The sequence below is a fragment of the Vibrio sp. Vb1755 genome (assembly GCF_033338635.1).
In the GTDB taxonomy this organism is placed as follows: Bacteria; Pseudomonadota; Gammaproteobacteria; order Enterobacterales; family Vibrionaceae; genus Vibrio; species Vibrio alginolyticus.
In genome coordinates, this window is the sequence record NZ_JAWOTA010000001.1 from 503,258 (window position 1) to 515,182 (window position 11,925).

Genomic DNA, 11,925 nt, shown 5'->3' on the forward strand with positions numbered 1-11,925 from the left:
CATGGCTCAACTTAGCATGCGCCCATGTGGGGATTTTCGAACCACATACAAAAGCGATACGCCAATTTTTGAAACCAAAACCATCAGAAGCCTTGCGATTGCTGGTGTCATCGCCATGCTGGCAGCACCGCTGGTCTTGGATATTTACTTCCTAAACCTGTTTATTCAGATTGCATACCTCGGTATCGCGGCATTGGGCTTAAACATTCTGGTTGGTTTTACCGGACAAATCTCGCTAGGTCACGGCGCGTTCTTTGGCTTTGGCGCCTTTGCATCGGCTTGGCTAAATAACCAGTTTAACATTCCAGTCGTGTTTGCGATTCCGCTTGCGGGTTACTTAACCATGATTGTGGGGATGCTGTTTGGTCTGCCAGCGGCTCGAATTAAAGGTTTATATCTAGCCATCGCAACGTTGGCGGCGCAGTTTATTTTAGAGGACTTCTTTGCTCGCGCAGATTGGTTCAGTGGCGGCTCATACGGTGCAAGCGCGAACCCAATTAATTTGTTTGGCTTTGAGTTTACGACTGACGAAAGCTTCTTCTACATCGCTCTGTTTGCGCTGATCTTCATGTATATGTGGGCATCAAACTTAATCCGTTCTCGTGACGGTCGCGCGTTTGTCTCAGTACGAGATCACTATTTGTCAGCAGAGATCATGGGTATCAACCTAACCAAGTATCGTCTGCTCTCATTTGGAGTGTGTGCATTCTATGCAGGCATCGGGGGGGCACTCTACGGACATTATCTAGGGTTTGTATCAGCAGAAGGCTTCACCATCATGATGTCTATCCAGTTCTTGGCAATGATCATCATTGGTGGCTTGGGTTCAGTCAAAGGCACATTGATGGGGACGATATTTATCGTATTGCTGCCTGAAGTTTTGGAGTTTGGCGTAACGGGGCTTTCAGCGTTTGGTGATACCACCGCTTTCACTGATGGTCTGGCTTACTTCAAAGAGATGGCGATTGGTTTAGTCATCATGCTGTTCCTCATTTTCGAACCTCAAGGATTATCGCATCGCTGGCAACAGATTCGAGCATATTGGAAACACTATCCGTTCTCATATTAACGTGGAATTAAGTGGAATATACCTCAATAACAAGGACAACGAGTTATGAACAAAGGACATTTAGCGACAACGTTGGTGCTGTCATCTGCACTGTTTACTACCGCAACTTGGGCAAAAGACTCTGTGTTTGTCGGGCAATTAGTCGACTTTTCTGGACCAACTGCCTATGTGAGCAAGCCTTATGGTTCTGGCGTGCGAGACGCATTGCGTTGGATTAACCAAAACGGTGGCATTAACGGTACCGAGCTCGAATTTGAAACAGTAGACATGGCGTACAAAGTACCAGTGGCGATTTCTAACTATAAACGTTGGGTTGCGCGTAAAGACATGGTTGCGCTGCAAGGTTGGGGTACGGCGGATACCGAAGCACTTATTTCGTTTGTCACCAAAGACAAAGTGCCGGTGTTCTCTGCTTCTTACTCTGGTCACTTAACTGACCCAACTGGCAAAAACCCAAAAACCGCGAAACCAGCGCCTTATAATTTCTTTTATGGTGCGTCGTACTCAGATGCGTGCCGTGCGCTAGTTAAGTGGGCGAAAGAAGATTGGGAATCTAAGGGCAATCAAGGTGCGCCGAAATTTACGCACATTGGCGATAACCATCCATTCCCGAATGCGCCAAAAGAAGCGTGTGCAGAGTACGCCAAAGAACTTGGTTTTGATGTGCAAAACCCAGTCGTTGTGTCACTAAAACCAGGGGACTTCAAAGCGCAATGTTTGTCGCTGAAAGAGTCAGGCACCAACTACGGTTACATTGCTAATATCGGTAGCTCGGTTATCTCACTAGTGAAGTCTTGTAACACGGTTGGGACAGAGTTCCAGTACATGGCAAACATTTGGGGCGGCGATAAGCCAGTGCTTGAAGCAGCAGGCGATGGCCTTAAAGATTACGTTTTCCCAGGTATGACAGCGTTTTGGGGAGATGATAATGAAGGCATGAAACTGGTCCGTGAGATTTCTAAGCAGTCTGAATCAGAGCCGGGCGAATTCAGAACTCACCATTACATTCGCGGTATTTGTTCTGCGTTCTATATGAAAGAAGCAATGGAGTGGGCGAAAGACAACGGTGGTATCACAGGTGAAAACATCAAGAAGGGCATGTATGTCCATGACAACTGGGTACCACAAGGCTTAGAAGGTGTTTGTGTCCCTGCGAACTGGAAACCGGAAGATCACCGAGGCACAACAACCGTGAACGTCTTTATGGGCAACAACGATGGCGGCGCAGTTGATATTAAGAAAGTATCTCAGGTGACATTGTCACGTCGTGACGATTGGCTAGGTTACTAATCTACGACTTATTAATAACAAAGCTTACTGAAAATAAGGATGGGTGAGAGAACACTCTCACCCTAGCAAGGAGTAGCTTGATGGCTGAATTAGCAACGAATATCGAACCGGCAGAAATACTGCTTTCAGTGAACAACATTGAAGTCGTCTACGACGAAGTAATACTAGTACTTCGCGGTGTGAGTTTAGAAGTTCCAAAAGGGCAGATTGTGACCTTACTGGGCGCCAACGGTGCGGGTAAATCCACAACGTTGAAAGCCATTTCTGGTTTATTGAAAACCGAAGATGGTGAAGTGACGCGCGGCGAAATCAACTTCATGGGCGAGCGTATAGACAACAAAAGCCCGGAAGAGATCGTCCGTTCGGGCATCTTCCAAGTTATGGAAGGGCGCCGAATTGTTGAAGATATGACGGTAATAGAAAATCTTCGCTTAGGCGCTTATACACGCACTGACAGCGAAGTTGAACAAGACATCGAAATGGTGTTTGACTATTTCCCGCGACTCAAAGAGCGCACTGGCCTGGCGGGCTATTTGTCTGGCGGTGAGCAACAAATGTTAGCGATTGGCCGAGCGTTAATGGCTCGACCGAAGATGATTTTGTTGGACGAACCGTCTATGGGGCTTTCTCCGCTGCTAGTTAAAGAAGTATTCAGCATTATTAACAAGATCAACAAAGAGCAAGGTATTACCATGCTTTTGGTTGAACAGAATGCCAACTTCGCTCTTCAAGCGGCCGATTACGGTTACATCATGGAATCAGGCAAAATCGTACTGGATGGCAGCAAGCACGAATTGCTAAACAATGAAGACGTAAAAGAATTCTACCTTGGCGGCGGCGATGAAGATCGCAAGAGCTTTAAGAATCTGAAATCTTACAAACGTCGTAAGCGTTGGTTGTAAGGAGCAAGGATGAACGAACTATTTGATGCGAAAGAATCGTTGTCTCTACAGGCGCGAGAAGAGTCGCTGTTTCAACGTTTGCCAGCGCTGATTGAAAATTCGAAAGCCAATAGCGAACATTACGCAGCGCATTTTTCTGAGTTAGATCCTACATTGGCAAACAATCGTGAAGGGCTTGCTCAGTTCCCGATTACACGTAAGTTCAATGTACCTAATCAGCAGCAACTTAAACCGCCGTTTGGTGGCTTAAATAGCGTTGCCATTGGTCAAATGGCACGTGTTTTTCAGTCTCCTGGGCCTTTATATGAGGCTCAAACGGATGAGGCCGATTTCTGGCGTATGGGGCGCGCGTTTCACGCAGCTGGGTTCTGTGCGGGTGATTTAGTGCATAACACGCTCTCTTACCATTTCTCTCCTGGCGGATTTATTATGGATGGTGGCGCAAGGGCTTGTGGCTGTGCGGTATTTCCGGCTGGAGTAGGCAATACCGAAGCGCAAATAGAGGCAATTAAACAGCTTCAACCTAATGGTTACACTGGTACACCTTCGTATTTGCTGACGTTGCTACAAAAGTATCAAGAGAAATACAATGAGCTGCCTAGCTTTGAGAAAGCTCTGGTCTCTGGTGAAGCGGTTACAGCAGACATGGAACAGATGTTTGAGGAAAAAGGCATTGCAGTCTTTCAAGCCTACGCAAGTGCAGAGCTTGGTTTGATTGCTTATCAAGTGTCTGGTGAACAAGGATTAGTGATTGCCGAAGATATTATTGTTGAAATCGTTGATCCTGATGGTGTTCCTGTACAACCGGGAGAAGTCGGTGAAGTCGTTGTAACGTCGCTCGATGAGAAGTTCCCGCTGATTCGCTACGCAACGGGAGATTTATCGGCATACCTAGAGACAAGTTCTGATTCTTCACGCACGAATGCACGAATTAAGGGCTGGATGGGACGAGCAGACTCCGCGGTGAAAGTAAAAGGGCTGTTTGTTTATCCGCATCAGATCCAAGAAGTCTGTCGTCGCCACGATATTAAAGGCTCCTTGAAAATTGAGCGCGATGGCTTCAACGATGCCATTACTTTCTGTTGTCATGATGTGCATGTATCAGCAGAGGACATTCAAGCAACACTCCAGTCTGTCACTAAACTGAAAGGCAATGTCCAGTTTGTACCGAACCAAGCGGAGCAGCCGTTAATCAATGATCTTCGCAGTTAACTCATTGGTGGCATAAGTGCAGTAGAAAGTGGTTGTCATAAAAAACTAACAACGTCAGACAAAAGGCTAGAAAAGGGATACCACATTGCGCTGCGTATCCCTTTATTTTTTACTACCGCAATCAGGGAGCGGGTAAATGAAACAGGCACCAATGATTAACACACAATTCTGGGATGATTTGTTTATCCGAGGCACTATGCCTTGGGATGCCCAATCGACACCTCAAGAACTCAAGGACTATCTCGACAATTCACTTCATGTAGGCCAGTCAGTGTTTATTCCTGGGTGTGGTGCCGCTTATGAACTGAGCACTTTTATTCAATATGGGCATGACGTGATCGCGATGGATTACAGCCAAGAAGCGGTAAAAATGGCGCAATCAACGTTAGGTAACTACAAAGATAAAGTCGTATTGGGTGATGTATTTAATGCCGATTTTTCTCACTCGTTTGATGTCATTTACGAGCGGGCCTTTCTCGCAGCACTACCGAGAGATATGTGGTCAGAATACTTTTCGATGGTGGATAAATTATTGCCAAGCGGAGGTTTTCTAATTGGTTTTTTCGTCATTGATGATAATTACCTATCACGCTTTCCTCCATTTTGTTTGCGAAGTGGGGAGTTGGCATCTTTTCTAGAGCCCACGTTTGAACTTGTGAAGTCCTCAGTGGTGGCAAACAGTGTTGAGGTTTTTAAAGGCAGAGAGCAATGGATGGTGTGGCAGAAACGTTAGTCGTCACTGAGACTTCTTTAGAAAGTATTCGCGGAAACTGTCTGGTTCTTTGTGAATCGCTGATACATAAGTCTTCACTCTATGCCTGATGGAATGCTCACATAGTTTGTCGGTTTGTGTGAAACATTAATTTCTCGTTGCTGGTTTAAGTTGTTGAGATATCTCTAACAGCGGTCGAGTGGTTGAGTTTATTGCCGGCACGGGTTGTGTGCTCAGAGCGTAAAGCGACAGATCAGCATCGATCCGAAAGGTAGTAGAACGTCTCTCACTGATCTGTCTATTTCATGCTTATACTATTTTAGGTTGACCATCTGATGCGGTGGCACCGCCGTCTACAGGTAGGTTTACGCCATTAATGAAAGATGCGTCATCACTTGCCAAGAAAGTCACGACAGACGCAATTTCTTCAGGTTCGGCTGCTCGGCCAAGCGCAATGCGCTCATTGAATTTATCGCGGATGTCCTGCGGCCAGCCGTTTGTCATGTTGGTTTTTACTAAACTTGGGCATACGGCGTTAATTCTTACCCCATCCGCACCATGGTCCAATGCCATCGCTCGGGTAAGGTTCACCACTGCGCCTTTACTCGCGCAATAGAATGCGGCACCCCAGTCACCACCCAAACCGGAAACGGACGCGGTATTTACCATACAACCTTTCGTTTTTAAGAGTTCAGGCAAAGCAAACTTCGCGCAATAAACAACACCATCAATGTTTACACCAGAGATCTTCTTCCAGTCTTCCACACTACCTTCAATCACGGAACCAGGGACATGTACGCCAGCATTGTTTACTAAAATATCCAGTTTACCGAAACGGGTAACAACATCAGAAATCAGTGCTGCGACTTTTTCTGGGTCAGAAACATCAATAGAATGCGCAGACACACGCTGTTTATCAAAGCCCTCAACGGCGTTTGCCAATTGCTCTTCATTCCAATCGGCAAGAGCGACGTTTGCGCCTTCTTCATACAAACGTTTTGCGATGGCCAAACCAATACCATTGGCAGAACCAGTGACGAGTGCGACTTTATTTTTTAATCCTCTCATGCGATTTCTCCTTCGAAACTTACAAAAACGGGATCTTGATTTTTCTCTGTGCGCGGCAACATCAGTTTGTCGTTGTCGCTGTAATCTACGGGGATAGCCACCACTGCTGGTCCTTCAACGTCCATGGCTTTATTCAATGTCGGTAGCAATTCGTGTTGACTAGTCACTGCGAAGCCTTTCGCGCCAAATGATTCGGCGTACGCCTTGAAATCAATTGGTCCAAATTTCACACCAGAGTAGCGCTGATATTTGTTGATCTCTTGCATTTCTACCATGTTGTAGGCGTTATCAACCCACACAATATGGACGATATTACAGTTCAGTCTAACCGCGGTTTCTAACTCCATGCTCGATTGCATAAAACCGCCGTCTCCTGATATCGATACCACTTTGCTACCAGGTTTTAGTAGGCTGGCACCAATGGCCCATGGTAGTGCAACGCCCATTGTTTGTTGGCCGTTAGACACCAGCATTTGGCGAGCTCGAAAACAACTTAAGTAACGAGCGATCCAGATGTGGAAGCTCCCCATATCAAGACATAGCGTGGTATCTGGTGTGATGATAGATTGCATGGCTTTAATCAGTGCCAGTGGATGAAATCCTTGCTTGTGATAGACATTGGGATAGGTTTTGATCACTTGCCGTTGCAGTGCTACCTCTTCCAGTACTGAAAGTGCCGTTGGGGAAAGGCGGGCATATTCAGAGATATAGCTGCCCATCTTGTCTAATGACTGCGCAATGTTTCCGACGATTTCAACACAAGGCTGATAATTAAGTTGGTATTCTGCCGGTTCAATATCGAGGTGAATCACTGGATTGCGGTGGCTGTTCCAAAGCTCAGGGTCATACTCTATTGGGCTAAAGCCGATGGTGAGAATTAAATCGGCGTCCCGCAGTAAAACATCGCCAGGTTGGTTATTAAACAAACCGACACGCCCAGCAAAGTGATGATAGTAATTGATGTCTACCGTGCCGGCGGCTTGGTAAGTGCCGACAACGGGTAGCTGCGTATTTTGAAGAAATCGGGCGATAGCAGCAGCGTTTTTACTGCGGCTCGCGTGAAGGCCAAGTAAAACCACACAGCGCTTTGCTTTACTGATTCGACTGACCGCTTCTTCGATTGCTGCGATGTCTGCGCAACCAGGCTGTGTGTAAGGCGAGGGGACAATAATGTCCGTTTGGGTTTGCTCGGATAAAACATCTTGGGGGAGACTCAAAAAGCAAGCCCCAGGACGACCTGACTCTGCGATACGAAATGCGTTCGCCATGATCTCGCTTGCGGCGTCCACATGCTGCACTTCAGCACTGAACTTAGTTATAGAGCGAAAAATACTGACGGTATCCATGCTCTGGTGTGTTTGTTTTTGCTGGTCAGTTCGTTTCACCGCGCCACCGATAGCAATCAGCGGATCGCCTTCGGAGTTTGCTGTTGCCACCCCCGTAACTAGATTTCCACAGCCAGGGCCTGACGTAACCATGGTGACGCCTGCTTTGCCGGTTAGTCTTCCCATAACGCCCGCCATAAATGCGCCGTTAGCCTCGTGACGTACAGGAATCATTTGGATGTTAGTGTCTTCAATCGCATCGAACAGTCGATCGATTTTTGCACCGGGAATACCGAATATGTACTTAATGCCGAGAGACTCTAGCTGTTGAGCGATCAACTGAGATCCATTTTTATTTGAAGGTTTGGATTGCATTTGTTGTCCTTATTATTTGCCTGACTTTGTTACTTTTCCGCCTTTTCTATGGCGGTAATTATATCTTCCGGAGCCAAATTGGCGCTGAGAAAGTCTGTCGATACTGGGGTATCAATCACTAGCCGCGAGACTTTGCCAATCTGGAGGAACCCTGACGAAATGCTGTAATCCTGAATATGACCACCTCCTTGGCGGTCATCGGTAATAAAGTGTTCGTGATAGCCGGGCACATTGATGCCAGTCGTATATTTAGGACTGCGAAAGCCGGCGACCACGCCTTGCTTATGCGTGAAGCGGAACGTTGGTTGTTCTTTGACCACTTCAAGCATTGGCCGATAAGGGCGTGTTTGTTTAGGTACGGTGCGAGTACGAACTGAATCGAAAACGCCATCAATGCGCACTGCGCAAAATAGGTTATCGCTTGGAACCATCTCGTCTATGATGCTATGGACTTCATGACGTGACATGCGCGATGTCAGTGGCAGCTCGATATCAGGCTTAAAAAAAGTCATGACAGCAAAGGGCGTTTTTTGCGCCAGGTCTGCCGGGTTTGCGGAGCCATCCGACTTGAGTTGAAAAACTTCCTTATCAAACGCAATCAACTCACCATCCAATTCATTGAACGTACCTAAACCAAAATCCCCATGTTTCAGCAGTTCTTCTATGGTTGTTGAGCCTTCGTAAACACCAGCGATCAAAGCACTCATTAACGAAGTCTGATAAATCTCACCATCTCCGGTAACGTGATGGTATTCAGAAAATTCTTTCGCTACTTCAAGCGAACAAGCACATAGAGGGTTATAAAATCCACGCATGAGTAAGACCAGTTATGCAATGAAGAGTATATTTAGATTGACTTCTACACGGTGCTAAATCCAATATAAAAAAGATTTATTTTGATATGGAAAATATATGGAATTTCGCTACCTGAAGTATTTTGTCGCGGTCGCCGAGACTCGTCACTTTACCCGAGCAGCTGAACAGTTAGGGATTGCGCAACCTCCTTTGAGTCAACAAATCAAAAAGCTAGAGCACGAGCTTGGCGTGGACTTATTTAAGCGCTTGTCTAGAGGAGTAGAACTGACCCATGCAGGGCAAGTCTTTTATACGGATGCGGTAAATATTCTTGCTGATGTGGAACGCGCTAAAGCAAAAGCCCGACAGATTGCCCGTGGTGAAAATACGCAGGTTAAAATTGGGTTCGCGACGTCAACATCAACCTGCATTAAGGTATTGGAGAGGATTGGGCGTATTCAAGAGAATGGGGTTCATTTACAGACGGCGGAACTATCAATGCCAGAGCTTGCCACTCAGTTAAAAAGCAAACAACTTGATCTCGCAATCATGCGGCTACCCTGTTACGCCAGTGAGCCTTTTGAGCACAAGGTGTTGTTTAACGACCCGTTTGTCGCGGTGATTCCGGCGGGGCACGAACTGGCAAAATATCCCTGTATCCAGATGAAACAGTTGAGAGGCCATAAAATTTTACTGTTTCCACGAGAGACGGGCCCCGCATTGTTTGATGGCATGAGCACACTTTTTGCCGACGCAGGAGTAAGGCTCGAACCACAGTTCGCAGCACCGCAACTTCGTACGACGATTGCCATGGCGCAGGCTGGGTTAGGTATCGCTCTCGTTCCGCGCTCACTGGCTGAACATCTCGATGATTCCGCGACAGTCGCCGAGATTGATGATATCCCCCTAACCAGTCGTGTTGTCGTTGCTTGGGAGGCGTCTAATCTCAATAAACAAGCGTTAAAAGTAGCCACGAACATCGGTCATGTTGAGGCTTAAAGATGAGTCATCGAACTGGCTCTGATAGCCACAGGCAAATGTGATACTCTCACTCGTTATATGCAAAGCTATGCTTTGGTTGAATAGACAAATCTTACTCCACGAATAGAACTTACTGAGGATGTACCAATGATATACGCTGCGGTCTTTGATATGGACGGGTTGCTGATTGATTCAGAACCTTTGTGGAAGGAAGCGGAAAAGCTGGTGTTTTCATCAGTTGGTGTCCAAGTGACCGAAGTGCTGTCAAAGCAGACTGCAACTATGACGACAGGTGAAGTAACAAGGTTTTGGTATGAACGTAATCCTTGGCAAGAAAAGAGCCTAGAGGAAGTAGAGAATGCTGTTGTGGATAAAGTGGAGGCATTAATAATTGAAAAAGGATGCGAATTAGAGGGTGTTACAGAAACACTCAAATTGCTTAAGGAAAAAGGGCTTAAGATAGGGTTGTCTACTAATTCACCTTATCAACTCATTCCCATCATTTTGAACAAACTCGGTATTGCCAGTTACTTTGACGCGATATCATCGTCAGACGATGTAGAGCAGGGTAAGCCAGAGCCAGATGTCTACCTTTCAACAATCAATAAACTAGGTGTAGATTCAAGTAACTGTATTGCCTTTGAAGACTCTTATTCGGGCATGCTTGCGGCAACACGAGCAAACATAAAAACAGTCGTGATACCTCAACCTGATAAGTTCTACCAAGAGTTTAATGAAGCCAGTCTAAAGCTGCAAAAGCTATCAGAGTTTAATGAAAGCCATTTAGTGGATTTAATAGGATAAAGCTATTCATTACGATTAGTAATATTTATGACAGATGTCATACCATATAGAGAGCTTTGATGAGATGTTAGTTGCTTATGTGTAGGAGTGGTGAGGGATGAAATGAAGCTTAATGTCGTTGCATATTTGATCAAAGAAGGCTACGAAGAGGCCGATATAATCAACCCTAAGAAACAAGAAGAAAGGTGAAGTGCACTTGCCATTTTTTTTCAAAAGTAAACCTGCGTCATCACAGTAGACGGTTACAAAACATGGGTTTTACGGTTGAACTAGCCAAGATAGATGCATAAAAAGACTAACAAAGCATTTAAGAGGAACTCCCGAGGCTTGTCATTTTTAGGTTTCGTTTTTGCAGTGTAGTGGTTTCGGGTTAGTGATAGCGTTGTTTACAACTTAATGCGGCGTTAAACAGCAAGGATGATGGATGATTAAAGCGCAAATATATGATGTATTTTGTGATGAATTGGCTAAAGGTAACCCTTGTGGCGTTGTCGAACTAAATCACTGGCTGAGTGATTCTGAATTACTTCAAATCACTCATCAGGTCGCTCAACCTGTCACATCATTTATGGTTCAGTCTGGCAGTGACTACCACATTCGCTGGTTTAGCCTAGAAGGAGAGATCAACCTATGTGGACACGGAAGTTTGGGCGCAGGCGCTGCAATCATTTCCAACTATCATCAGAATGAGATCATTCTAAAAAGCCAGTATGGCCATATTACCGTTACTGGACTGGATGGAATGTACAGGATCGTGATGCCAAGTTGGCAAGCCAAGCCTCATGCCATCCCCTTGGGTATTTCAGGCTTTTCCAATGACCCCGTAGATGCTTTTACAACGCGTGATTTGGTTGTTGTTCTCGAATCCGAAGATGATGTTGTTCGCTATCAACCTAACTTTGATGAGCTGATTAAAATTGATGAGTTTCATGCGGTCATCGTGACGGCTCAAAGCTCTGATAGTGGCTATGTGCTGCGTTACTTTGCACCTAAAATCGGTATTTCAGAAGATCTTGCCACAGGCTCGGCTCAGTGCTCATTAGCGCCTTATTGGTTTGAAAAGCTGGGCAAAGAAAAATTGACGGCTCGTCAGCTATCTCGTGCTGGTGGTTATTTTGAAGTGGCTCGTGGTTCAGAATCTACGATCGTATTGTCTGCACACGTGAAAAGTCGGACTTGAATGTAAACGCCTCTAGCTCCTAACGCAAGAGCTAGAGGTCCCCATTTTTTATTGACTTAAAAGTGCCGAGCTAAGATTTTAACCCTGCAGCGGTCATCATGACGCGAAATAACATAGACACTAACCCTAATGCAGCGACGCTAACGACCCATATTCCAATCATCCAAGCCCATTGGCGGCACCAATTTTTGATTTTCATACTCACTCCTTAT

Annotated in this window: 13 protein-coding genes; 9 read left to right on the top strand and 4 right to left on the bottom strand. The window is 45.8% G+C overall.

All coding sequences use genetic code 11. The annotated features are described in order from the left end of the window. The first annotated feature begins 1 nt into the window (after position 1). The 5 genes from R7E00_RS02200 (at position 2) to R7E00_RS02220 (ending at position 5,206) form a co-directional block, all read left to right on the top strand. On the top strand, positions 2-1,069 hold the full coding sequence (locus tag R7E00_RS02200) for a branched-chain amino acid ABC transporter permease (protein WP_005382737.1): 1,068 nt from the start codon (positions 2-4) through the stop codon (positions 1,067-1,069). A 45-nt stretch (positions 1,070-1,114) separates the two neighbouring features. After that, complete coding sequence (locus tag R7E00_RS02205; protein WP_005373285.1) at positions 1,115-2,359, top strand: ABC transporter substrate-binding protein; 1,245 nt, start codon at positions 1,115-1,117, stop codon at positions 2,357-2,359. 80 nt (positions 2,360-2,439) lie between these two features. Beyond that, complete coding sequence (locus R7E00_RS02210) at positions 2,440-3,261, top strand: ABC transporter ATP-binding protein (RefSeq protein ID WP_213965450.1); 822 nt, start codon at positions 2,440-2,442, stop codon at positions 3,259-3,261. Positions 3,262-3,270: 9 nt separating this feature from the next. Beyond that, on the top strand, positions 3,271-4,473 hold the full coding sequence (locus R7E00_RS02215) for a phenylacetate--CoA ligase family protein (RefSeq protein WP_033906431.1): 1,203 nt from the start codon (positions 3,271-3,273) through the stop codon (positions 4,471-4,473). A gap of 136 nt (positions 4,474-4,609) precedes the next feature. Next, positions 4,610-5,206 (top strand): methyltransferase domain-containing protein, encoded by a 597-nt coding sequence (locus R7E00_RS02220; protein ID WP_005382731.1) that lies wholly within the window; start codon positions 4,610-4,612, stop codon positions 5,204-5,206. Positions 5,207-5,494: 288 nt separating this feature from the next. On the opposite strand, the gene R7E00_RS02225 is transcribed toward R7E00_RS02220, so the two are convergent. The 3 genes from R7E00_RS02225 to budA are packed head-to-tail and all read right to left on the bottom strand — an operon-like array spanning position 5,495 to position 8,768. Then, a complete protein-coding gene (locus R7E00_RS02225) occupies positions 5,495-6,253 on the bottom strand; it encodes an SDR family NAD(P)-dependent oxidoreductase (RefSeq protein ID WP_017820351.1) in 759 nt (252 codons plus the stop codon). Continuing rightward, positions 6,250-7,953: an acetolactate synthase AlsS gene (alsS, locus tag R7E00_RS02230; protein ID WP_262606340.1), complete on the bottom strand. Its 1,704-nt coding sequence runs from the start codon at positions 7,951-7,953 to the stop codon at positions 6,250-6,252. The genes R7E00_RS02225 and alsS overlap by 4 nt, the downstream gene beginning before the upstream one ends. Before the next feature lie 29 nt (positions 7,954-7,982). Continuing rightward, positions 7,983-8,768: an acetolactate decarboxylase gene (budA, locus tag R7E00_RS02235; RefSeq protein ID WP_262606339.1), complete on the bottom strand. Its 786-nt coding sequence runs from the start codon at positions 8,766-8,768 to the stop codon at positions 7,983-7,985. Between the two features lie 97 nt (positions 8,769-8,865). On the opposite strand from budA, the gene R7E00_RS02240 reads away from it, so the two are divergent. From R7E00_RS02240 to R7E00_RS02255, 4 genes are all read left to right on the top strand, one after another. Further along, a complete protein-coding gene (locus R7E00_RS02240; protein WP_213869871.1) occupies positions 8,866-9,747 on the top strand; it encodes a LysR family transcriptional regulator in 882 nt (293 codons plus the stop codon). A gap of 129 nt (positions 9,748-9,876) precedes the next feature. Beyond that, positions 9,877-10,533 carry a hexitol phosphatase HxpB gene (gene hxpB / locus R7E00_RS02245; RefSeq protein WP_042523570.1) on the top strand — a complete coding sequence of 219 codons (657 nt, stop codon included), beginning with the start codon at positions 9,877-9,879 and terminating at the stop codon, positions 10,531-10,533. Between the two features lie 185 nt (positions 10,534-10,718). Then, positions 10,719-10,823 (top strand): DUF6119 family protein, encoded by a 105-nt coding sequence (locus R7E00_RS02250; RefSeq protein ID WP_309474410.1) that lies wholly within the window; start codon positions 10,719-10,721, stop codon positions 10,821-10,823. A 134-nt stretch (positions 10,824-10,957) separates the two neighbouring features. After that, positions 10,958-11,713, top strand: coding sequence for a PhzF family phenazine biosynthesis protein (locus tag R7E00_RS02255; RefSeq protein WP_005382695.1), 756 nt, complete (start codon positions 10,958-10,960; stop codon positions 11,711-11,713). A 70-nt stretch (positions 11,714-11,783) separates the two neighbouring features. On the opposite strand, the gene R7E00_RS02260 is transcribed toward R7E00_RS02255, so the two are convergent. Continuing rightward, positions 11,784-11,912: a DUF2474 domain-containing protein gene (locus R7E00_RS02260; protein WP_074190543.1), complete on the bottom strand. Its 129-nt coding sequence runs from the start codon at positions 11,910-11,912 to the stop codon at positions 11,784-11,786. Between the last annotated feature and the right edge of the window lie 13 nt (positions 11,913-11,925).

Bases quoted from the DNA above. Each gene is read 5' to 3' on its own strand.
- R7E00_RS02200 (WP_005382737.1), top strand. From the start codon at position 2: ATGGCTCAACTTAGCATGCGCCCATGTGGGGATTTTCGAACCACATAC.
- R7E00_RS02205 (WP_005373285.1), top strand. From the start codon at position 1,115: ATGAACAAAGGACATTTAGCGACAACGTTGGTGCTGTCATCTGCACTG.
- R7E00_RS02210 (WP_213965450.1), top strand. From the start codon at position 2,440: ATGGCTGAATTAGCAACGAATATCGAACCGGCAGAAATACTGCTTTCA.
- R7E00_RS02215 (WP_033906431.1), top strand. From the start codon at position 3,271: ATGAACGAACTATTTGATGCGAAAGAATCGTTGTCTCTACAGGCGCGA.
- R7E00_RS02220 (WP_005382731.1), top strand. From the start codon at position 4,610: ATGAAACAGGCACCAATGATTAACACACAATTCTGGGATGATTTGTTT.
- R7E00_RS02225 (WP_017820351.1), bottom strand. From the start codon at position 6,253: ATGAGAGGATTAAAAAATAAAGTCGCACTCGTCACTGGTTCTGCCAAT.
- alsS (WP_262606340.1), bottom strand. From the start codon at position 7,953: ATGCAATCCAAACCTTCAAATAAAAATGGATCTCAGTTGATCGCTCAA.
- budA (WP_262606339.1), bottom strand. From the start codon at position 8,768: ATGCGTGGATTTTATAACCCTCTATGTGCTTGTTCGCTTGAAGTAGCG.
- R7E00_RS02240 (WP_213869871.1), top strand. From the start codon at position 8,866: ATGGAATTTCGCTACCTGAAGTATTTTGTCGCGGTCGCCGAGACTCGT.
- hxpB (WP_042523570.1), top strand. From the start codon at position 9,877: ATGATATACGCTGCGGTCTTTGATATGGACGGGTTGCTGATTGATTCA.
- R7E00_RS02255 (WP_005382695.1), top strand. From the start codon at position 10,958: ATGATTAAAGCGCAAATATATGATGTATTTTGTGATGAATTGGCTAAA.
- R7E00_RS02260 (WP_074190543.1), bottom strand. From the start codon at position 11,912: ATGAAAATCAAAAATTGGTGCCGCCAATGGGCTTGGATGATTGGAATA.